The organism is Flavobacterium johnsoniae, from assembly GCF_030388325.1.
In the GTDB taxonomy this organism is placed as follows: domain Bacteria; phylum Bacteroidota; class Bacteroidia; order Flavobacteriales; family Flavobacteriaceae; genus Flavobacterium; species Flavobacterium johnsoniae_C.
This window is the reverse complement of sequence record NZ_CP103794.1, coordinates 1,782,563-1,803,591: the sequence shown is the minus strand read 5'-3', so window position 1 is coordinate 1,803,591 and position 21,029 is coordinate 1,782,563. Positions and strand designations below refer to the sequence as shown.

23 protein-coding genes are annotated in these 21,029 nt (G+C 32.4%); 4 read left to right on the top strand and 19 right to left on the bottom strand.

Annotated elements, in window-relative coordinates; all coding sequences use genetic code 11:
• The first annotated feature begins 71 nt into the window (after positions 1-71).
• The 3 genes from NYQ10_RS07915 (at position 72) to NYQ10_RS07905 (ending at position 2,401) form a co-directional block, all read left to right on the top strand.
• Entirely contained in the window at positions 72-971 is a 900-nt protein-coding gene (locus tag NYQ10_RS07915; protein ID WP_289879772.1) for a NifU family protein, read from the top strand.
• A gap of 143 nt (positions 972-1,114) precedes the next feature.
• Positions 1,115-1,501, top strand: a complete 387-nt coding sequence (locus tag NYQ10_RS07910; protein WP_289879770.1) for a YtxH domain-containing protein — start codon at positions 1,115-1,117, stop codon at positions 1,499-1,501.
• Between the two features lie 87 nt (positions 1,502-1,588).
• Entirely contained in the window at positions 1,589-2,401 is an 813-nt protein-coding gene (locus tag NYQ10_RS07905; RefSeq protein ID WP_289879768.1) for a mechanosensitive ion channel family protein, read from the top strand.
• Positions 2,402-2,405: 4 nt separating this feature from the next.
• On the opposite strand, the gene tsaB is transcribed toward NYQ10_RS07905, so the two are convergent.
• From tsaB to NYQ10_RS07870, 7 genes are all read right to left on the bottom strand, one after another.
• Positions 2,406-3,077 (bottom strand): tRNA (adenosine(37)-N6)-threonylcarbamoyltransferase complex dimerization subunit type 1 TsaB, encoded by a 672-nt coding sequence (gene tsaB, locus NYQ10_RS07900; RefSeq protein ID WP_289879766.1) that lies wholly within the window; start codon positions 3,075-3,077, stop codon positions 2,406-2,408.
• A 37-nt stretch (positions 3,078-3,114) separates the two neighbouring features.
• Positions 3,115-4,407: an efflux RND transporter periplasmic adaptor subunit gene (locus tag NYQ10_RS07895; protein ID WP_289879763.1), complete on the bottom strand. Its 1,293-nt coding sequence runs from the start codon at positions 4,405-4,407 to the stop codon at positions 3,115-3,117.
• 6 nt (positions 4,408-4,413) lie between these two features.
• Complete coding sequence (locus NYQ10_RS07890) at positions 4,414-5,865, bottom strand: TolC family protein (RefSeq protein WP_289879760.1); 1,452 nt, start codon at positions 5,863-5,865, stop codon at positions 4,414-4,416.
• 86 nt (positions 5,866-5,951) lie between these two features.
• On the bottom strand, positions 5,952-7,073 hold the full coding sequence (locus NYQ10_RS07885) for an efflux RND transporter periplasmic adaptor subunit (protein ID WP_276175199.1): 1,122 nt from the start codon (positions 7,071-7,073) through the stop codon (positions 5,952-5,954).
• A 38-nt stretch (positions 7,074-7,111) separates the two neighbouring features.
• Positions 7,112-8,377, bottom strand: a complete 1,266-nt coding sequence (locus tag NYQ10_RS07880; protein ID WP_289879759.1) for an ABC transporter permease — start codon at positions 8,375-8,377, stop codon at positions 7,112-7,114.
• Between the two features lie 2 nt (positions 8,378-8,379).
• Positions 8,380-9,624, bottom strand: coding sequence for an ABC transporter permease (locus NYQ10_RS07875; RefSeq protein ID WP_289879757.1), 1,245 nt, complete (start codon positions 9,622-9,624; stop codon positions 8,380-8,382).
• Positions 9,617-10,318, bottom strand: coding sequence for an ABC transporter ATP-binding protein (locus NYQ10_RS07870; protein ID WP_289879755.1), 702 nt, complete (start codon positions 10,316-10,318; stop codon positions 9,617-9,619). Before NYQ10_RS07870 ends, NYQ10_RS07875 begins: the two co-directional genes overlap by 8 nt.
• A 177-nt stretch (positions 10,319-10,495) precedes the next feature.
• On the opposite strand from NYQ10_RS07870, the gene NYQ10_RS07865 reads away from it, so the two are divergent.
• A complete protein-coding gene (locus tag NYQ10_RS07865) occupies positions 10,496-11,902 on the top strand; it encodes a DUF4403 family protein (RefSeq protein WP_289879753.1) in 1,407 nt (468 codons plus the stop codon).
• Between the two features lie 17 nt (positions 11,903-11,919).
• Here the strand turns inward: NYQ10_RS07865 and NYQ10_RS07860 are convergent, their stop codons facing one another.
• From NYQ10_RS07860 to gcvH, 12 genes are all read right to left on the bottom strand, one after another.
• Complete coding sequence (locus NYQ10_RS07860; protein ID WP_343593192.1) at positions 11,920-12,096, bottom strand: hypothetical protein; 177 nt, start codon at positions 12,094-12,096, stop codon at positions 11,920-11,922.
• A 76-nt stretch (positions 12,097-12,172) separates the two neighbouring features.
• A complete protein-coding gene (locus tag NYQ10_RS07855) occupies positions 12,173-12,757 on the bottom strand; it encodes a DUF420 domain-containing protein (protein WP_289879752.1) in 585 nt (194 codons plus the stop codon).
• Between the two features lie 3 nt (positions 12,758-12,760).
• Positions 12,761-13,447 carry an SCO family protein gene (locus NYQ10_RS07850; protein WP_276175206.1) on the bottom strand — a complete coding sequence of 229 codons (687 nt, stop codon included), beginning with the start codon at positions 13,445-13,447 and terminating at the stop codon, positions 12,761-12,763.
• An 11-nt stretch (positions 13,448-13,458) separates the two neighbouring features.
• On the bottom strand, positions 13,459-14,100 hold the full coding sequence (locus tag NYQ10_RS07845) for a hypothetical protein (protein WP_289879750.1): 642 nt from the start codon (positions 14,098-14,100) through the stop codon (positions 13,459-13,461).
• Positions 14,101-14,178: 78 nt separating this feature from the next.
• On the bottom strand, positions 14,179-14,529 hold the full coding sequence (locus tag NYQ10_RS07840) for a cytochrome C oxidase subunit IV family protein (RefSeq protein WP_276175208.1): 351 nt from the start codon (positions 14,527-14,529) through the stop codon (positions 14,179-14,181).
• 19 nt (positions 14,530-14,548) lie between these two features.
• Complete coding sequence (locus NYQ10_RS07835; RefSeq protein WP_276175209.1) at positions 14,549-15,535, bottom strand: cytochrome c oxidase subunit 3; 987 nt, start codon at positions 15,533-15,535, stop codon at positions 14,549-14,551.
• A gap of 42 nt (positions 15,536-15,577) precedes the next feature.
• Entirely contained in the window at positions 15,578-16,165 is a 588-nt protein-coding gene (locus NYQ10_RS07830; protein ID WP_289879747.1) for a cytochrome c oxidase subunit 3, read from the bottom strand.
• 2 nt (positions 16,166-16,167) lie between these two features.
• Positions 16,168-17,070, bottom strand: coding sequence for a heme o synthase (cyoE, locus tag NYQ10_RS07825; protein ID WP_289879745.1), 903 nt, complete (start codon positions 17,068-17,070; stop codon positions 16,168-16,170).
• Between the two features lie 159 nt (positions 17,071-17,229).
• Positions 17,230-19,353 carry an energy transducer TonB gene (locus NYQ10_RS07820; RefSeq protein WP_289879744.1) on the bottom strand — a complete coding sequence of 708 codons (2,124 nt, stop codon included), beginning with the start codon at positions 19,351-19,353 and terminating at the stop codon, positions 17,230-17,232.
• A gap of 16 nt (positions 19,354-19,369) precedes the next feature.
• A complete protein-coding gene (gene deoC, locus NYQ10_RS07815; protein ID WP_289879742.1) occupies positions 19,370-20,113 on the bottom strand; it encodes a deoxyribose-phosphate aldolase in 744 nt (247 codons plus the stop codon).
• A gap of 114 nt (positions 20,114-20,227) precedes the next feature.
• Positions 20,228-20,611, bottom strand: coding sequence for a VanZ family protein (locus NYQ10_RS07810; protein WP_289879741.1), 384 nt, complete (start codon positions 20,609-20,611; stop codon positions 20,228-20,230).
• A complete protein-coding gene (gcvH, locus tag NYQ10_RS07805; RefSeq protein WP_276175215.1) occupies positions 20,604-20,984 on the bottom strand; it encodes a glycine cleavage system protein GcvH in 381 nt (126 codons plus the stop codon). The genes NYQ10_RS07810 and gcvH overlap by 8 nt, the downstream gene beginning before the upstream one ends.
• Positions 20,985-21,029: the final 45 nt, after the last annotated feature.

Sequence of the window (21,029 nt, the reverse complement as noted above, 5' to 3'; positions counted from 1 at the left end):
ATTTCATTAAAAAATCAAATATAGTTATTAGTAGAAAATAACTTTAGTAAATTTGCAAAAAATATACAATCATGACAAAAATCACTATAAAAGAGACTCAAAATCCAACTATTTTAAAGTTTGAATTTGAAGACTTTATTACACAGAATCAAAATTTTGAATTTAAAAACATTGATGAAGCTCAAGCTTCTCCTCTAGCGCAGCAGTTATTCTACTTACCGTTTGTTAAAACTGTTTACATTTCTGGAAATTTTATCGCTATAGAAAGATATAGTATTGTAGATTGGGATGATGTAAAAGATGCTGTAGCTGAACAAATTAGCGCTTTTGTTGAAAAAGGTGGCGTGATTATTAAAGTTGACGAAAACAAAGCAAAAAAACAGCCTATTACGGTTTATGGAGAAACAACTCCAAATCCTTCTGCATTGAAATTTGTCGTAAGCAGAATGTTGACTCGCAACGCTGTAGAATATAAAAATATCGATCAAACGGCTTCTTCTCCATTAGCTCAGGAATTATTCAAATTTCCTTATGTAAAAGAAATTTTTATTGATGAAAACTATATTTCAGTTACCAAATACGAAATCAACGATTGGTCTGAGATTACTTTAGAATTAAGAACTTTCATTAAACAGTTTATCGAAAACGGAGGAACAGTATTAGACGAAAGTCTTATCCAAACTGCTACTAAAAATGAAGTTACAAAAGACGAAGCATTTGATAAATTGGATGTTACTTCTCAACAAATCATTAATATCTTAGAAGAATATGTAAAACCAGCTGTAGCCGCAGATGGTGGAAACATTGCTTTTGAATCTTATAATGAAGAGGATAAAACGGTAAAAGTACTTTTACAAGGTGCATGTAGCGGTTGTCCTTCTTCAACATTTACTTTAAAAAGCGGAATTGAAAATATGCTAAAAAGCATGTTGAATGATGAAGCTATTAAAGTTGAAGCTTCTAATGCATAAATGTTGATCTTATAAAACAAAAAGCGCCTTATTTAAGGCGCTTTTTGTTTTTAATTACTTATTATCAATTATTTACCAATAAAAAAAGGACTAATTCTATAAAATTAATTAATATTGTACTTATAACCAATTAATTAATAACCATGGGATTATCTTCATTTTTTAAAAATTTATTTGGCTCAACAAAAGAGTCTGCAACAGAATTGGCTAATAGTACAGAAAGCACTTTAGAACAAGCAAAAGAAGCTGCTGCTCCGTACATCGAAAAAGTAGAAACTTTTGCAGAAGAAACGATTGATAAGGTAAAAGAAGTGTCTGAGCCAATTATTGATCGCGCTTCAGAATATGCAGACAAGGCAAAAGAAACGGTAACAGAATACGCCGAAAAAGCAACTGAAGCTGTAAGCGATGTTATTGATACTGTTAAAGAAAAAGCAGCAGCTTTAACTAGTGACGAAAGTCCAAAAGTTGTAACAGAAACTGTAGTCGATGCAAGCGAAATTGGCGACGAAGACGACGGTAAAGCATAAAACACAATTTTCTTATAATGTAAATATTTTTATATTTGCAGCTCTAATATACCTTCTCTTTTGAGAAGGTTTTTTTATTTTAAAATCATGAATCTTAATCCCGAACAAGTCAGTAAATACATTAGCAGATTTATTGACATTTTAGTTGATTATTCACCAAAATTAATCTCTGCATTCATCATCTTATTTGTTGGTTTATACGCCATCAGATTGATTAATCGCATTATGAGAAAAGTAATGATTCAGCGAAATCTGGATCCAACGCTAACAAAATTCTTAGCCGATATTTTATTGTGGGCTTTACGAATATTATTATTTGTCACTTTTATTTCTAAATTAGGTATTGAAACTTCATCTTTCGTAGCTATTTTAGGAGCAATGGGACTTGCAGTTGGTTTATCATTGCAAGGTTCGCTTTCTAACTTTGCGGGCGGAATGCTTATTATTGTTTTTAAACCATTTAAAGTCGGTGATACAATAGAAGCGCAAGGCGTTATTGCTACAGTTCTTGAAATTCAGATTTTTGTAACCAAGATGCTAACTGGAAATAACCAAACTGTTTTTGTTCCAAATGGTGCTTTATCAAACGGAAATATTATCAATTATTCTATGCAGGGAGAAAGAAGAGCTGATTTGACCTTTTCAATTTCATACGACTCAGATATTAAAAAAGCTAAAGATGTTCTTTTGGATGTTTTAAATAAGAATCCAAAAATATTGAAAACGCCTGCACCAGAAGTTTTTGTAAAAAATTTATCTGCAAGTTCAATAGATTTTGCAGTTCGTCCTTGGGCTAAAAATGCCAATTACGGAGCTGTTTTTTCTGAAACCTTAGAAAACTGCAAAACTGCTTTGGATGAAGCTGGAATTTCGATCCAGCCGTATACGATACAGAAATAAAATATTATTGCTTTTTTGGAGGAGCAATCATAAAATCTTTTAAATAATAAGGTTCAAAATAAGCGACGTCTACAGTGTCGCTTTTTTGATACTTATCATAACTGATTTTACTCATCGCGTTTGCTGAAGGGTATTTTACATCTTCTAAAAACACAAAATTCTCTTTTGTTAAGACAGCTTTACATTTGTCTGCACAATCTCCAACAAAATAGAGTTTATCATTAAATTCTTGAAATGAATTTTCATCAATAATCTCCGCTTTAATAGCTCTATCGATTGTCAAATCTGAATTAAAAATCGCGCTATAAACTTCCATTCTGCGAGCATCTAACATCGGAATAATTTTTCCATCTGTAACTTCAGCTTGAGAAGCCAACGTTTGAAGTGTATCTACAGCAATTAAAGGAATATTTAAAGCATAACACAGACCTTTTGCAGCCGAAACACCAATTCTCAATCCAGTGTAAGATCCTGGACCTTGACTTACAGCGATTGCGACTAAATCTTGAACTGAAATTTCTGCTTTTGCAATTACTTCTTCAATAAAAACATGAAGTTTTTCTGCATGCGAATATCCTTCGTCAGCTAGCTCGTTGCAAGCAATTGTTTTTCCATCTTTTGCGACAGATACAGAACAATTTTTAGTAGCAGTTTCGATGTTGAGAATAAAAGACAAAGTATTAAATTTTTAAAATATTATTGAATTCTTTTTATTATTTTTTAGGAGCTTCTGCTTTTTTAAGTTTTACCTTATCTCCAGAATTAAGATCTTTAGAAACAGTTGTATAAGGTCCAGTAATAACAACATCGCCAGCTTTTAATCCAGACATTACCTCAATATTTGTATCGTCTTGAATTCCTGTTTTAATTACTCTTATTTGAGCTTTGTCACCCACTTTCACAAAAACACACTCGAATTTTTTATCATTCTTTGGAGCTGTTTTTTTCTCATCGTCTGGAACTTCTATGGTAATTTCTTTTACCGCTGTAGTATCCGATTTTACAACAACAGAACTGATAGGCACTGCCAAAACATTCGATTTTGTTGTTGTAATAATATCAACCGTTGCGGTCATTCCTGGTCTAAAAGGCGAATATGTATTTGGTTTTCCTTCCAAAAGATCCTGATAAGATTCTTTTAAAATACGAACTTTTACTTTGAAATTAGTTACCTGATCTGAAGTAAGTGTTGTACTTGCTGAGTTAGAAATGCTAGTTACAATTCCTTTAAACTTCTTTTTTAAATAGGCATCTACTTCAACATTTGCTTCGTCTCCAATTTTAATTTTTACAATATCATTTTCGTTTACGTCTACTTCAACCTCCATATTATTAAGGTTTGCTACACGTAGAAGCTCTGTTCCTGCCATTTGTTGTGTTCCCAAAACTCTTTCTCCTAATTCCACATTCAAAACAGAAATTGTTCCGTCTGCCGGAGAATAAATAGTTGTACGACCTAAATTATCTCTGGCTTCATTTACCGAAGCAGAAGCACTTTGAACATTATAGTAGGAATTCTGCTTTGTTGCTTTTGCTACTTCAAAAGATGCGATTGCCTTATCCCAATCCGATCTCGAAATTACACCTTTGTCGTACAATGTTTTATTACGATCATAATTAGCTTTAGCTTCTTTAAAGCTCGCCTCAGACTGTGTTAAGCCAGCTTTAGAACCAGATAAATTAGAAACTGAACGATTATAGCTAGAAGTATATAAATCAGGATTAATTTTTACTAATAATTCTCCTTTTTTAACAACTTGTCCTTCTTTTACATTTAGCAAAATAATTTCTCCCGAAACTTCTGGCGAAATTTTAACTTCAATTTCTGGTTGAATCTTACCTGTTGCAGAAACCGTTTCAACAATTGTTGAAGCCATTACTTTTGCTGTTTCTACTTCTTTTCCTTCTTCCTTATTTCCTATTACTCCTGCCTTAGAAAGACCGATTAAAGCTATAATGAGCACTACAGCTCCACCTACTAAGAAATAAATTGTTTTTTTTGACATAATAAATTATTTTGTAATAATTGGAACAATTGGAATTCCGAAATAAAATTCAAGTATTTTAATTTTAAACATGTAATCGTATTTTGTTCGAATTACATCAGATTGTGCATTAGTCAGCAATGTTTGCGCTTGCGTAAAATCAAATGCGTTCATCAAACCTACATCATATTTTTCTTTAGCGAAATTATATGCTTGCTGTCTAGCTTCTAAAGTAACTGTCGAAGCCTCGTAAGTGTTTAAAGCTGCTTTTGCATCTGTAAATGCAGTATAAACATTACGCTGTAAATCTAAACTTTTTTGTTCTAAATCTATTTTAGATTTCTCTAAACTTACCTTATTTCTTTCAACATTATTTCGTGCCGAAAAACCATTAAAAATCGGAACAGAAAGCTGTAATCCAAAAGATTGTCCTTTGTTATCATTAAACTGATCCAAAATAGGCTGTGCATTACCTAAAACAGACGAATAATTATCTCTTAAAACTGGCTGATTTGTTCCTTCTACATATCCAATCTGAGTCGTTGGATTTGCTGTGTTTAAAGTAGAACCTGTTATGATATCAGAATAACTCGCTCTGGTATTAAAATTATAAAAAGCACTTAATGTTGGTTGATAAGCTCCTTTTGCTATAGCGACATTTTTTTCTGCAATTTCAAGGTTGGTTTGTGCTAATTTTAAATCTGTTCTAATTTCTTTCGCTTTATCATAAATTTCAATTGGAGATTGCGATAAAATATTATTTTGATCATCCAATTTATTATCCTCAACTACATCAAAATCAGCAAATTCTTTTAATTGCAAAAGCTGCGCTAAACTTAATTTCGAAATCAATAAGTTATTTTCAGAAACTGCAATATTTTGCTTGTCAGTAGCAACCGTTGCTTTTAAATCGAACAAATCTCCACGCGGAATTGTTCCGGCATTTACCATTTCTTCAGAACGTGTATAGCGTTTTTCATCAATCGCTAATTGTTCTTTTTTAACTTTTAAATCTTCTTTATTAGATAAAATTTGTAGAAATGCGCTTGCAACATTCAAAGAAATATCCTCTTGCATTTTTAACAATTGATATTTTGAAGCGACAATAGAAAGATTTGCTCTTCTTAAATTATTCTGATTTTGAAGTCCTTTGTAAATATCAACTCCTACAGAAGCTCCTACAGAAGAATATTGTGTAGTTTGGTTTTCAAGTAAACCTGTGGTAATATTCTGGTTCAAACCGATATTCCAAGAGTGAGATGCATTTGCATTTACAGCCGGAAGATAATTTCCAATTGCACCTTTTTTATCAATTGCAGCAGATTTCAAATCTAACTCTGTCAATTTTATCGTAATATTATTTTCTAATGCGTATCGAACACATTCTTCCAAAGTCCATTTTTTTGATTGCGCTTGGCTAGTTAATCCGAAACCGAATAACATCGCAAAAACCAGACTATTATATTTATTTATTTTCATATTTTTTTAATGAAAGCGCAGTAAACCGAACCACGCAAATTTAACATTTTTTAAAACCAAAAAGATCCTTAAACTTTCAAATTAGCTTATTTTTTTTCCTTATCCGTTTCATTAATTAAGCCTTGATTCCAGATTTTAATTTTATCTGTATCTTTTATCCCACTTTTAACTTGAACGTAGATTCCGTCGCTAACTCCAAGAACCAAATCTTTTCTCTGAAATTTTTGCGGAGCTGTTTCAATTTCCACATAAGGCTTTTGTGTTTTTTTGTCAAATTGAACCAATGATTCCTTAATAGCTAGAATTTTATCTGCTTTTTCTAAAATAATAGAAGCATTTGCACTCAATCCAGCTCTGATAAAAGTATCATCTCTATTGATCATCTGCGCTTTTATTTCAAACTGAATTGCGCCATTTTCAGTTACTCCTTTTGGTGCTATGTAGTTTAAAACTGCTTCAAATTTTTTATTTTCGATAGCTCCAATTGTGATTTCAATTGGCATTTTTTCTTTGATTTTTCCAACTTCAGATTCATCGATTTTTCCAATAAAAATCATTCTTCCAACATCTGCAACACTAGCAATTGTTGTTCCTTCGTTAAAATTATTACTTTCAATTACCTGATTCCCAACTTTTACTGGAACATCTAGAACCATTCCGTTTACTGTCGAACGAATCAAAGTATTTGCATAAGTTCCGAATGAAGAAGTTGTTCCTGTTTTCACAATATCTAAACTTTGTTTTGCAGCCAAGTAAGTTTGTTTTGCCTGATTGTAAGCAACTTGAGCGGCATCAAAATCATTTGCAGAAATAACATCTTTTTCAAACAATGTTTTTTGTCTTTTATAAAGTTTTTCTTGATTATCTAAAGCAATTTTTGCCGTTGTAACTTGATTTTGAGTACTGCTTACATTAGAAACATTTGCTACAACTCTAATTTTAGCAATCATATCTCCCGCTTTGATTTTTTCTCCCGCTTTAATATAAACTTCTTCAATAATTCCTGAGATATTTGGTTTGATTAGAACTTCCTCATCAGGCTGAATATTTCCTGTCGCAATGGTATTCTTTACGATAGTTTTAATTTCTGCTTTCTCCGTTTTAAATACAACTGGCGGTTCTTGATTTTTAGCATACAAATAATAAAGTGCGCCAAAAAATACAATTGCAATAAATATTAAAATGGTTACCGTTACTCCTTTTTTCATTTGTTTTTGGTTTAATCGATTTATTTTGATTGATAATTTTATTCTGTTCTTAAAGCATCTACTGGTTTAACATTAATGGCAGTCTGGGCTGGAATAAATCCGGCAAGCAATCCTGAACCTACTAATATTAATAACGCCACAAACACTACTCTTAAATCTACACTCGGATTTGCAAACATAGTGTCTCCGCCGGGGGGCATGGAATCTAACGCCATGTTTAAAAGTGCAATGATTCCTGTGGCGACGGCTATTCCTAGCATTCCAGAAATAATGGTTAAAAATATAGATTCTGATAATATTTGCGCTCTAATATTTGCTGGTGTTGCTCCTAAAGCTCTTCTAATTCCAATTTCTTTTGTACGTTCTTTAACCACAATAAGCATGATATTAGAAATTCCGATTACTCCAGAAATCAGAACTAAGGTTCCAACAAAATAAGCAATCACTTTTAGGATATTAAATAGACTTTGCACTTTGTTAAATTGCTCATACAAGTCAAAATTCCCGACTGCACGCTCATCCGTCGGATTAACTGAATGTAAAGCTTTAATAATCTCTAAAATTTTTGGTTTTAACTCTGTTATAGAAGATTCATCTTTTGCCGTCAATGCCATCCAACCAACTTTATCTCCATAGTTGAAAGCCTGCTGAAAGGTTGTAAATGGAATAAAAATATTCTTTTGCTCTTGTTCGGCATTTCCTCCTTGCTGTTTAGACCTGTAAACTCCAACAACCATAAAATTAATCCCATTAATCTTTATATAAGTTCCAACAGCTTCTTCTTCTTTTCCGTAAAGTTCGCTAATAACGCCTTTCCCGATTACAGCTACTTTTCTTCGTTCATTAATATCTTGCTGATTTACAAAACGCCCTTTAATAATGTCCATTGGCTGTTGCTTAATCAATTCTGGATAATCGCCATAAATTGTAAAAGCAGAAGTTTTTGTTCCTCTAACAACATTATTTGTTCCGTTAAAATCTCCAAGTTGATTTCTCGGCGAAACATACAACAAATCAGGTATCGCTTGTTTTAACGCTGCGACATCGCTATTTCTAAAATCGTAACGACGTATTTTTGGCAAACCTTTGTATGCTTTAGACGTTGTCTGACTCCACATAAACATTGTATTTGTGGCAATTCCATCAAATCCTTTTTTCACACCATTTTCCAGACCATTTCCTGCTGCAAGTAATATTACCAAAATAAATATTCCCCAAAACACACCAAAAGCAGTCAGTATCGTTCTGAATACATTTGCTGTTAAAGCCTGTAAAATTTCGTCCCAATTATCTTTACTAAACATAATTATTCGTCTCTAAGTGCTACAATAGGTTTAATTTTGGCCGCTCTGTAAGCTGGGAAAAATCCAGCCATTGCGCCTGCAAAAACAAGCAATACTAAGGTGGTTAATGCCACACTAAAATCTACTTCTGGATTTCTAAAAAATTCGCTCTGAACCATTGGCCCAACAAATTCTAACAATAGCAAACTTCCAAGTAAACCAACAAAACCAGCAATTGTTGTAATAAATATCGATTCGTGAAGAATCATAGAAATGATAGAAAATGGCGAAGCGCCAAGTGCTTTTCTAATTCCAATTTCTTTTGTACGTTCTTTCACTATAATTAGCATAATATTACTAACTCCTACAACTCCAGCAATAATGGTACAAATACCAACCCACCAGAAAAAGAGTCTGATATATAAATTCAAGTCATAAAACTGTTTGGCATCTTTAACAGAATTATACGCACCAATACCACTATCATCTTCAGGAGCAACCATGTTTTTGCTTTTCAGCAGGTTTTTTAAGTCTTGTGTAAACTTTTCAGATTGCGCCAATGCTTCATCATAGTTATCTGTCTTTTTTAATGTAAAAAACAAATTGCTAATCTTATCTCCCGCACCAAACGTTTTCTGAACAGTAGTCAATGGCAGATACGCACGAGTTTCTTCTCTTTCTCCTCCTGGATCGGTAAAAACTCCCACTACTTTGAAACTAATATTATTGATTAAGATTTCTTCTCCGATAGCATTTTTATCTTTAAGCAAATCTGTTTTCAATTTCATTCCGATAACAGCCACTTTTGCATTACTTTCTATGTCTTTAGCATTTACATAACGACCTTGAACAATGGTTAAATTTTCAATTCCGCCATAATCTGGATTAACGCCACGATACTGATAATTACCAGATTCTTTACCATAAGCAAAAGACTGCCCCCAATAATTCTGTGTCGAAGCTCTCAAATCTAATTTATCTTCAAACTTTTGAACAGATTGATTGTAATCGCTATTTCTAAACTGAATTTGACGTCCAGGATTTAATCCTTTATACTCTTTAGTTGTTGTTCCAGACCAAACTTCAATAATTCCGGCAGCATCACGTTCAAATTGTTTTTCAATTCCGTTCTGAAGACCTTTACCCGCTCCAAGTAAAATCACTAAAATGAAGATTCCCGAAGCCACAGAAATTCCGGTTAAGAACGTTCTTAAACGGTTTTTAGAAATGGCTTCAAATATTTCCTGCCAACGTTCGATATTAAACATAAGACGAAGCTCTAACTTGTTCTACTTTTTTATCGTCAATAATAAGTCCGTCTTTCAGGACTACGTTTCTTTTGCACATTGCAGCAATATCAGGTTCGTGTGTAACAATCAGAATTGTTTTTCCTTCATCATTAATTCCCTGAATAAGTTCCATTACTTCGTAAGAAGTTTTCGTATCAAGAGCTCCTGTAGGCTCATCTGCCAACAAAACTTTCGGATTCGAAGCCAATGCTCTAGCTATAGCCACACGCTGTTTCTGTCCTCCAGAAAGTTCACTTGGTAAATGATGCGAATGAGTTCCTAAACCCACTTTTTCTAAATATTTCATGGCAATCTCATAACGCTCTTTCCTCTTTATACCTTGATAATATAAAGGCATTGCAACGTTATCTAATGCACTTTTATAATTGATTAAATTAAAAGACTGAAAAACAAAACCTAAGAATTTGTTTCGATATCTTGAAGCAATGGTTTCGTTTAATTTTTTAATTGGTGTTTTATCTAAAATATAACTTCCAGAATCTGCTTCATCCAAAATTCCTAAGATATTTAAGAGTGTCGATTTACCAGAACCAGATGAACCCATGATTGCAACTAATTCACCTTCTTCGATATTAAAATTTATACCTTTTAATACGTGCAATTCGGAACTTCCCATTTTGTAGGACTTGTGTAAATCTTTAATTTCAATCATGGTATTGTTAAATTTTTAGACAATAATAACATTTTTATTAAGTAATTTATGATAATAAAAAGTTAATACTTTCGTTAGCATTTTTGTATAAGACTTCAATCTTTACTAAATGTTACACTTTTTTAAGAAAATATGAATGTTTTTGTAATTTTACTCCAGTATTAAAAATTCATATTAATGAAACTTACTTCAATCATTACAATACTTACTGCCTATATCTTGCTTATAGGCTGTTCTTCCTCTCAAAAATTAGAAACATTAAAGCCAGAACCAGACGATGCAAGTCCGCTGATTTACGACATTAGCCCTTCATTTATCAATCTGCCGATTACTATAAAATTGACTGATATTGAAAACCAAACCAATGCAGTTTTAAACGGATTGATTTATGAAGACAATACGATTGATGATGATGATATCGAAATGAAAATTTGGAAACAAGCTCCAATCAAAATTCAAAACGATCCTTCAAATCCAGATAAAAAACTTAAAACGATTTTACCGCTTAAAGCGAATATTAAATATCGAATCGGAACCAAAAAACTAGGCGTAGAATTGTACGATGTTAGAGAGTTTAATTTAAATGGAACTATCACATTGTCTAGCGAAGCTGCTTTGACAAATTGGAAACTTACCACAAAAACTGAATTTAAATCTATCGATTGGAGCGAAAGCCCAACTATGAACGTTTTTGGTAAAAATATGCCGATTACCTATTTAATTAATCCAGCAATTTCTATTTTTAAAAATAAATTAGAAAAGAAAATTGATGAAGCAATTGAAAAATCAATGGATTTCAAACCGAATGTTCTTCAGGCTGTCGAAAAAATTTGCACTCCTTTTCAAATGAGCGAGACTTACGAAAGCTGGTTAAGAATTGTTCCTATCGAAATTTATTCGACTAATGCCAAACTTAAAAACGATTCATTTTTATTAGACATGGGAATGAAGTGCAACATGGAAACAATTGTTGGCAAACAACCGGAATCAAAATTTAATGCAAATAAAATTGTTTTAAAACCTGCTACGAAAATTCCAAACCAAATTTCCGCCAACATTGCCGCAATTTCAAGTTATGTAGATGCTTCGAAGATTATGACCAAGAATTTTGCCGGACAAGAATTTGGATCTGGCAGCAAAAAAGTAACAGTGAAAAATGTATCGATTTGGCATAAAAACGGAAAAATGGTTATTGCGCTTGATGTTTTAGGATCAATAAACGGAACACTTTACTTAAATGGATTTCCACAATATAATCCTCAAACTAAAGAAATTTATTTTGACAAACTAGATTATGTGTTAGATACCAAAAGTAAATTAATGAGAACTGCAAGCTGGCTCGGACAAGGATACATTTTACGAAAAATGGAAGAAAGCTGCAGATATTCCATTCAACCCAATTTAGAAGAAGGCAAAAAAAGCATGGCAGGTTACTTGAAAAATTATTCTCCAATGCCAGGTGTTTTTGTAAATGGAAAAATGGAAGATATACAGTTTGATAAAATTCAGTTAACTAATCAGGCCATTATCGCTTTCATCAAAATAAATGGAACGGTCAATGTTTCTGTAAATGGATTGAAATAAAAAAAAGCAGTGTAAAATTACACTGCTTTTTTCTTTTTAGATGTATACATTTTATAAATCAGATAGCCAATTACTGCTACCAATAGATAAGGAATTACCATTAAATAAACTATTCCATCGTTTACTGCTTCAGCTTTTTTAATATTAGAATCTCCAGATAAAGCTGCCCGACACATCGCACATTGCGCATTCATTGAAATTCCAATGAAGAAAAAACAAATTCCAAAAACAAAACTTTGAAATTTGACTTTTGACTTTTGAATATTATTTTTAGTGTGCATAGTAAGGAGAAATCATTAAAAATACCACAACTCCTGTTACAGCTACATAAAGCCAAATTGGAAAAGTGATTTTAGCTATTTTTCTATGTTTATCAAATCGTTGCCCAAGTGCTCTAACATAAGTAATTAAAACAAGCGGAATAATTGCTATCGAAAGCAAAATATGCGTGATCAAAATAATAAAATACACTAATCGCAGTGATCCAACTTTAGCGCTTTCTACAGCATCAAGAACCCCATCATGATTCGAATCTCCGAATTTAGTAGAATCTGCAGTCATGTGATAAGCAACATACATAATCAAAAAAGCAACAGACAATGCAATTGCAAAAGTCATCAACCTTTCATGTAATTTTTGTTTTCCGTTTTTAATTGCTAAAACTGCCCCTACTAATACTACAGCAGTTATTCCGTTTGTGGTAGCATAAATTGGCGGTAAAAATGATAATGGTTCTACATTAAAACCGAAATCTTTAAGCTTAACTCCAAACAAAATTGCAACGACAACCGGTATTATAATTGAAACTGCAACAATTAATTTATTATATTTTTTTTCTAAAGAATTATCTTCCATCACTTATTCTGCTAATAAAATTTTAATATCCTCTTGAATATCGCGTACACCTTTTTTGTCTAAACCATCATAATAAATATTCGGATTCCCAAATTCATCTTTTCTGCAACGAATATTACCTTCTTTATCAATCAAAGCAAACAAACCTGAATGTTCAAATCCACCGCTTACTTTATCATTTGCGCCTGCATATAGATTAAATCCTTTATTAGACAAATCCATTATTACATCTCTATCACCTGTTAAAAAGTTCCAATTTGACGATTTCGCGCCCAATAATTTAGCGTGGTCCTTTAAAACTTGCGGAGTATCGTGTTTTGGATCAATAGTTATCGAAACAATACCAAAGTTAGGATTTCCAAAAAAAGTCTTTTCAATCTCCAACATACTCATATTCATCTTTGGACAGATTGATGGACAAGTTGTAAAGAAAAATTCTAAAACATATACTTTTCCTTTATACGTTTCATTAGAAACCTTTGCGTTATCCTGATTTGTTAATTCGAATTTTGGAGCTGGACCAATTGTCAAAAGCTTTGTGTCTTTTGGAGTTTTAGCCCCAACATTATCCAAACGATTTCCCTTAACAACATCACCATTTTTAACACGATCAACAATTTTAGGAATGGCGTAAATCCCAAAAATCAAAATGATAAAAGAGATTCCTATATATGATTTATTCTTAAACATTATAAATGATTTTAAAGTTGTTTTGTAGCATTATGATTCTTCTTTAAAGCTGCACGGTATTCATACAGGATAATTTTAAAATCATCCAACATTTCATTGCTCAACTCTGATGGGTGAAAAGTATCATAACCTTCTTTATATTCTTTTTTATCCTTTCTTCCTCTTAAATTACGTTCTTTATCAATGATATAAACATTTGAGGTGCCAAGATTTTCATTTAGTTTTTCTTTTAAATGAAGCCCATCATAAAATTTCTGAATTTCTTCTTTCGATGCAAATACGAAGTTCCAGTTTTTTACATCTGTAAAAGGAGACAAGGCATCAACTATTTTCTGTGCTTCAGCTTCTGTTCCAAGTGGACACAAAACTACAAACTGAAGATCTTCAAAGCCATTATAACGCTTGTAGATTTTCTCATTTAAGTTGAAATAGTTTCCTCGATTTTCTAAAATATTTGAACCTGCAAAACCAAGAACAGTTATTTTTTTATCTAATGAGATTTTTTTTCCGTTTAGGGATTCCCAATTTCCAAAGTCAGCAACTTTTGGTGTTATTACAGGAAGTGTCGTAAAACTATTTACACCAGAAGCAAAAAATAAATAAGCTACAATTGGAAGAACAAAAAGTACAAATAGAACTATATTTTTTTTCATTGTATTAACGGAAATAATTGAGGTACAAAAATAAAAAAATCCCGATGTTATCGGGACTCTTTTCGAATTAATATCATGTTAAAAATTCCATTTAATAGTAGAATCTTTAAAAACCCCATAAATATAATGTCCTTCTGTCAACAGAATAAACAATAAATATAAAACTAGGAAGATAACAGGAGAAACAACAGACCATCTAAGGCTGCTTTTTTCACCTTCCATGTGCATAAATGCCCATACAATATAGTATGCTTTGAAAACTGTTAGGATATAGAAAATCCAGTTTAACAAATTCAAACCGATAAAATGCGTAAACTCTAATGATGCAGGTTTGTAGATACCTAAAATAACTTCTACTGTAGTTACTAATGAAAGTAATCCAAAAACAAACCAGATTCTTTTTGTATTTGATACGTGCTCGTGTGACATAATAATTAAATGCTAAAAATTAAACTAGGTAGAAAACTGTAAATACAAATACCCAAACTAAATCTACGAAGTGCCAGTATAAACCAACTTTCTCTACCATTTCGTAGCTTCTTCTCTTCTCATAAGTACCTAACAATACATTAAAGAAAATGATGATATTGATGATAACTCCAGAGAATACGTGGAATCCGTGGAAACCTGTAATAAAGAAGAAGAAATCAGCAAATAATTTATTACCGTATTCGTTTCTGATCAAGTTAGCTCCTTCTACAACATATTTAGCAGATGCTAAATGCGCTTCAGACTCTTCTCTTGATAATACTGTTTTTTTCTTTTTATCAGTAAGTTTTTCTGTTCTAATTAAAATTTCAGGATGTGCTTTAAATCCAGCTTGAACTTCAGCAACTGTATAAGTTGGAAGTGATTGAGCATCTTCCATAAACCAAGTTGAATGGCTTCTTGTTAAAGCTTCTCTTTGTTCTGGCAATTTAACAGCGAAATCAGCTAAAGCAACTCTTTTTCCGTCTTTATCTACGAATTGAAGTAAACTTCCTCCAACTGTTTCAACTGCTCCATATTCACCTTTAATGAAGTTTTTCCATTCCCAAGCTTGAGAACCAACGAAAATAAGACCTCCAATAATAGTTAAGAACATATAAATAGCAACTTTTGTCTTTTTCAATTGGTGTCCTGCATCAACAGCTAATACCATTGTTACAGATGAAAAGATCAAAATAAAAGTCATTAATGCTACATAATACATTGGAGCCGCAACACCATGCATAAATGGAAAGTGAGTAAACACTTCATCAGCCAAAGGCCAAGTTTCAATAAATTTAAATCTAGAAAAACCGTAAGCTCCTAGAAATCCAGAGAATGTTAAGGCATCTGATACGATAAAAAACCACATCATCATTTTACCATAACTTGATCCTAGTGGCTGGATCTCATGACCGCCTCCCCAAGTTTTTTCGTCGTTGTTTGCAGTAGTAACTGTCGCTCCCATAAAAGATATTCGTTAAAAAGTTCCCAAATTTACGTTTTTTTCTTATTTAAAGAAAAATAAAAATAAAAATAAATATACCCATAATAAATCCAAAAAGTGCCAATACATCGCACCTAGTTCTATACCAAGAGTTTGAGTCGAATTGTATTTTTGTTTAAAATGATTATAAATTATAATTAAAAGTGAAATTAATCCGCCAGCTAAGTGCAACAAGTGTGTAACTGTTACCACATAAAGGAAAGTTGTAGTAATTGAGCTACCTTGTCCTGTAAAATAATACCCTTGCTCAACAATTTGTCCAAATCCTTGAAATTGAAGTACAATAAATAAAATCCCTAAAGCCAAAGTTCCTAAAAGCAAGCTTGTAACTGCGCTTCTATTATCTTTCTGAATGGCTTTCTTTGCTAAATGAAAAGTAACACTGCAGGCAATAATTACTGCTGTGCTCCAATAAAATGCAGAAGGAAGTTCAAAATTCTTCAACCAATCCGCTCTTGATTTACTTACTACAAATGCACTTGTTAATCCTGCGAACATCATGGTCATACTAACCATTGCAAAAAGCAGAATCAGTTTTGCTGATTTTGACTTTTGTGCTTGTTCATCATTTGTTTTCAACGTCATTTCCATAACTATCTTAAAAATTTATCTACTATATATACAATCTGTAAAAGCGAAATATAAGAAACACTTACCAACATTAATGTTCTTGCTGCTTTTGCTGTTCTCAATTTATACAGTTTCACTGCATAAAAAAGCATCCAGATTCCTAAAAGAAATACTAAAACTGCTGCAATTGGCGAAATGAACAATTGCCCAGTAAAACCTAATACTGGCAACAATGAAGCAATTATCAGCCAAATTGTATACAAAATAACCTGTAATGCAGTTCCTTTATCTTTTCTGCCTGTAGGCAACATAAAAATTCCTGCTTTTTCATAGTCTTCATACAAGAACCATCCAATAGACCAAAAATGTGGAAATTGCCAAAAAAATTGTATCAAAAACAAAGTCCCAGCTTCAATACCAAATTCTCCAGTTGCCGCAACCCAACCTAACATGAAAGGAATTGCTCCAGGAAATGCTCCAACAAAAACTGATAGCGAAGTAACTGTTTTTAATGGCGTGTAAACACTTGTATACAAGAATATAGAAATTGCCGCAAACATTGCCGACTTAGCATTTATAGTATAAAGCAGCGCTATACCGATAATAGTTAGCAAACTTGCAACTAATAAAGCAACTTTTGGACTCATACGTCCTGAAGGAACTGGACGATTTTTAGTACGATCCATTAAAGAATCAATATCTTTCTCAATTACCTGATTAAAAGCATTTGAAGCCCCAACCATACAATATCCCCCAACTGCTAAAACTGCCAAAACACTCCAACTAAATGGGTGTTCAGAATCAACACCTAATAAATATCCTGCAATAGAAGAGAACAAAACACTAATAGCCAAGCCGGCTTTAGTAATCTCTTTAAAGTCTAGAAATATTGATTTGATTGATAATGTATTTTTTGCAGCGTTCAATATCGTTGATATTTGTGTATTTTTTTTGAGTGGTGCAAATGTACAAATTAGATTGTAGAATTTAGGCCTATAAAATTAGATTTTTTTCAATAAAACCTTTACAAACTAAGATCTCAGCATTCTTTAACACTATTATTTCGAAAAATCTTATTAAAAATCCTAGTAATCAAAATACCAATTAAAAATATCAGATCTCAAACCAATGCTAAACCACGTTGTACTTTGCTTAAAAGTAGATGCCGTCTCTTGCGTCGGATCAAAATTTCGGTAAATAAGACTTCCAAATAATTTTAAATTAGTCATTGGATTTATCAGATAACCGCCTTGAATATCTGCAATAAAAACACTTGTTTTGTTTCCCTGCCCTACTTTTACACCTGTATCATACGGACGATTTTCGTCGTAGCTTTTATAAATATTGCCTCCATAATTATATGAATCTTCGGCAGTATCAAAATCTAAACCTCTTGTACCAATCGTGAACTTTGCGTCTCCAAAAATACGCCCTTTGTGATAACGTCCGATTAATAAAAGCTCTTTAAAATTGCCTCCCCATTGATGTCCAATGCTTTGGTTATTATGTCCGTAATTTGTAATAACGGCACTATGCGAATAAACATACGGACGCACATGATTAAATTCTACTTGAACTAATAAATCTTTTACATTAAATGCATTAAAATATTTTGCTCCTAACTGAAATCCGAATTTATTTTTCCAGCTTTGGTTTCCTGCTCCAACATCAGAAACCGAAAATTCATCAATCAAAAATTGCGAATACAAATTAATGCTGTTATTCCATTTATATTTTCCTGTAATTCCTAAAAGAGCATTTCCGCTTCTAGAAGAAGAACCGAATTCTACGGCGCGGTAAAAAATAATCGGATTCACAAAATTAATATCAAAACCTCTATTATTTGTATCTGTCCAAACTACCGATTCGAAGAAACCTAAATTTAATCTGTTCGAAACATTCCAACTTAAATAATGGTTCGCCATAAATTTAGTTGCATAGGTCCTATCTACCGTCACATCCGGACGAACATCTTTCAGCCACATATAGGTATTCGTGTACTTGATTTTCCAAAATTTGGTATTAATTTTAAAGTAAGGATATGGACTTGCTCCATCTCCTTCCAAAAGAGAACGATATCCATCTCCAATAAAGTTTCTTCCATAACCCAATTGCAAGTCAAAGATTTTACTTGGCGTATAAGTAATATTAGCTTCCGCTAAAGGAAAATCATATGCATCGGTTTTAAATCTTTTCGCAATTCCAACACCTGGAATTATCGCCGGATTTCCTCCAGAAGGTTTTATAGATTCTGCATAATCATTAAAATATCCAGCAAATCTTCCTTGACTTTCAAAAAATGTTGTCGTAAAATTGATTTGTTTCCCTAAGCCTCCTCTAAAATTCAACGCTCTAGTATTCACGTAAGTGTAAGAAGCATCAATATCTGAAGCTTTTCCTAATTGCAAATCCACAATCGGATTTAAAGCAAGCCAATATCCTTCGCCTTGAATCTGCACCATGTTTTCATTCCACCATTTTCTTCCTAACCAACTCGAAACATTTTTCTGTAATGATTGGTTAACTGCTTTCAAATTATAATATTTCGAAACTTCTTCGTAAGTAAAAGGTTTAGAAGCAGTATGGTTATTACTTCCAACCTGATTCATTGCGCCATCAAACTGAGCGTAATAACTATGTGAAAACGGAATATTTAAATGACTGTCGAATTCTGGATTATTGTATTTTTTATAAACAATGCTATCCAATTCTGTCATTGGTTTTTCAATTGGTTTTAAAATTTCTGACGCAGCCAAAGCTTCAGCCGCAATTTGTTCTGAACTTTTTAAAGGTATATCAATTGAAATAGTATATTTTGAATATGTTGGTTTTCCATTATAAGTTGAGGGTTTTATTTTAGGAAATTTTCCAAAAACACGTTTTGCTTCTGTTGATAATTCTTCGCTTACAGCCGAAACATAAATTATTTTAAATTCACCAGTCGCGTCAACTTCAAAAAGAACTTTTACTTCTCCTTTGTATTTTTTTTCTTTTAAGTTTTCAGGAACTTGAAAATTACCAAACACAAAATCCTGAACTTCTTTATAAAAACAATTTTCTAGTTTTTTGCCATCTAAATTTTCACAATTTGGAAAAACAGGAAACATCTCAGCAGTAAAACCAGGCTGAATTGAAGGATTGCCATTTTGCTGTGCCGAAGCATTTAAAAACAAAAAAATTAAAACAAGGGATAAAAAAAACTTATTCACTAAAACAGGTATTTATTTAATATTGATTTGGGGAAATTTGTCCGTTTGCAATTGCTTTCGCCGCCGAAGTGCCAATTCGCTGTACTCCTAAATTAATCATTTCTATTGCCTCCCCATACGAACGAACACCACCCGCTGCTTTTACTGGCAAAGGGGAAGCATTTTCAAGCATTATAATTATTGAAGAGACAGTTGCTCCATTCGGAAGTCCGTTTTCTGTTTTATAAAATCCTGTTGATGACTTAACAAACACAGAAGAAAAATCTTCTTCATCGAAATGAGATACCACAACATTTTTGATCAAAGCAGATAATTGTATGATTTCTTTATCAGTCAAAGCCGCAACTTCTATAATCCATTTTACTGTTTTGTTGTGAGCCAAGCCAATCTGAGTTCCTATTAAGATTTCATTTTTCACCAAATCTATTTCCCCATTTTTAAAAGCTTCATAATTACAAACAAAATCCAAATCGTCGGCTCCGTTTGCAATAGCTTCATTGGCTTCTTTTATTTTAGTTTCAAGACTTGACTTGCCTTCTGGAAAATCAATTACAGTTCCGACCAACAAAACAGATTTAGCTTCTGTGATCATTTCTTTCGCCATTGCAACATATTCAGGACGAATCATTACCAATTTAAATTCTTCCTTAATTGCCTCAACAATGGTGTTTTTTACCACCAAAACATTTTCTGCATCAGAGAGACCAGCTTGAGAAGCAGTTTTTAAATAAGTAGAATCTAAATATTGTTTTACATTCATAATGATCGAAATTGCAGAAAACCAGCACAAAAGTACATTTTATATTCAAAAAAAACAGATTTTAAAAGCTTGATTTATTGTATAAAAAAACCCACCGAAGTGGGTTTTCAATATTTATATCTTATCCATCTGCTTTTTAAAAGCAATAGCAGAAAAAACTGCCGTAAACGCTCCAAGAGCATTTGCTAAAACATCTGATATATCTGCCGCTCTGGTAACTGTAAGAGCATTTTGCATAATCTCGATTGTAATTCCAAAAAAAACAGAGAATATAAACGAAATCAAATAAGCCTTATAATCATCTGCTTCTTTTCCTTTCAATTCTTTTTTGAAAAACAAAATCCAAGAAATTGTAAATCCAAAATGAAAACAGAAATGTACAATTTTATCTAAACTTGGAAAATTAACTGCTGGCAAATTGCCCGAATCTGTTAGACACAGATAAGCAATAATTCCAGAGCAGATAATTGCCCAAATTAATAGCAGTTGTTTAGGCACCGATTAATTCTTTATAAGCTTCATCAGACAATAAAGAATCAATTTCTGATGCATCTGAAATTTTAATTTTAATCATCCATCCTGCTCCATAAGGATCAGAATTTACAGTTTCTGGAGCACTTTCTAAATCTTCATTAAAAGCAATGATTTCACCTGTTAATGGTAAAAATAAATCTGAAACTGTTTTTACAGCCTCAACAGTTCCAAAAACCTCATCTTTTGAAAGTGTCTGATCTAAAGTTTCTACCTCAACATACACGATATCTCCTAACTCTTTTTGTGCAAAATGAGTAATTCCTACAGTCGCAACATCTCCTTCGATGCTAACCCATTCGTGATCTTTTGTGTACTTTAAATTTGCTGGTATGCTCATAATAGTATGTTTGAAAATTGATAATTTAAAATTTAAGCCACAAAT

What these genes read in the sequence shown, in the direction of transcription:
- deoC (WP_289879742.1), bottom strand. Translation starts at nt 20,113, where the DNA reads ATGAATGTAAAACAATATTTAGATTCTACTTATTTAAAAACTGCTTCT.
- NYQ10_RS07835 (WP_276175209.1), bottom strand. Translation starts at nt 15,535, where the DNA reads ATGGGAGCGACAGTTACTACTGCAAACAACGACGAAAAAACTTGGGGA.
- NYQ10_RS07905 (WP_289879768.1), top strand. Translation starts at nt 1,589, where the DNA reads ATGAATCTTAATCCCGAACAAGTCAGTAAATACATTAGCAGATTTATT.
- NYQ10_RS07840 (WP_276175208.1), bottom strand. Translation starts at nt 14,529, where the DNA reads ATGTCACACGAGCACGTATCAAATACAAAAAGAATCTGGTTTGTTTTT.
- NYQ10_RS07875 (WP_289879757.1), bottom strand. Translation starts at nt 9,624, where the DNA reads ATGTTTAATATCGAACGTTGGCAGGAAATATTTGAAGCCATTTCTAAA.
- NYQ10_RS07830 (WP_289879747.1), bottom strand. Translation starts at nt 16,165, where the DNA reads ATGGAAATGACGTTGAAAACAAATGATGAACAAGCACAAAAGTCAAAA.
- NYQ10_RS07865 (WP_289879753.1), top strand. Translation starts at nt 10,496, where the DNA reads ATGAAACTTACTTCAATCATTACAATACTTACTGCCTATATCTTGCTT.
- NYQ10_RS07895 (WP_289879763.1), bottom strand. Translation starts at nt 4,407, where the DNA reads ATGTCAAAAAAAACAATTTATTTCTTAGTAGGTGGAGCTGTAGTGCTC.
- NYQ10_RS07885 (WP_276175199.1), bottom strand. Translation starts at nt 7,073, where the DNA reads ATGAAAAAAGGAGTAACGGTAACCATTTTAATATTTATTGCAATTGTA.
- gcvH (WP_276175215.1), bottom strand. Translation starts at nt 20,984, where the DNA reads ATGAGCATACCAGCAAATTTAAAGTACACAAAAGATCACGAATGGGTT.
- NYQ10_RS07910 (WP_289879770.1), top strand. Translation starts at nt 1,115, where the DNA reads ATGGGATTATCTTCATTTTTTAAAAATTTATTTGGCTCAACAAAAGAG.
- NYQ10_RS07915 (WP_289879772.1), top strand. Translation starts at nt 72, where the DNA reads ATGACAAAAATCACTATAAAAGAGACTCAAAATCCAACTATTTTAAAG.
- NYQ10_RS07870 (WP_289879755.1), bottom strand. Translation starts at nt 10,318, where the DNA reads ATGATTGAAATTAAAGATTTACACAAGTCCTACAAAATGGGAAGTTCC.
- NYQ10_RS07850 (WP_276175206.1), bottom strand. Translation starts at nt 13,447, where the DNA reads ATGTTTAAGAATAAATCATATATAGGAATCTCTTTTATCATTTTGATT.
- NYQ10_RS07845 (WP_289879750.1), bottom strand. Translation starts at nt 14,100, where the DNA reads ATGAAAAAAAATATAGTTCTATTTGTACTTTTTGTTCTTCCAATTGTA.
- NYQ10_RS07860 (WP_343593192.1), bottom strand. Translation starts at nt 12,096, where the DNA reads ATGAATGCGCAATGTGCGATGTGTCGGGCAGCTTTATCTGGAGATTCT.
- NYQ10_RS07855 (WP_289879752.1), bottom strand. Translation starts at nt 12,757, where the DNA reads ATGGAAGATAATTCTTTAGAAAAAAAATATAATAAATTAATTGTTGCA.
- NYQ10_RS07880 (WP_289879759.1), bottom strand. Translation starts at nt 8,377, where the DNA reads ATGTTTAGTAAAGATAATTGGGACGAAATTTTACAGGCTTTAACAGCA.
- NYQ10_RS07890 (WP_289879760.1), bottom strand. Translation starts at nt 5,865, where the DNA reads ATGAAAATAAATAAATATAATAGTCTGGTTTTTGCGATGTTATTCGGT.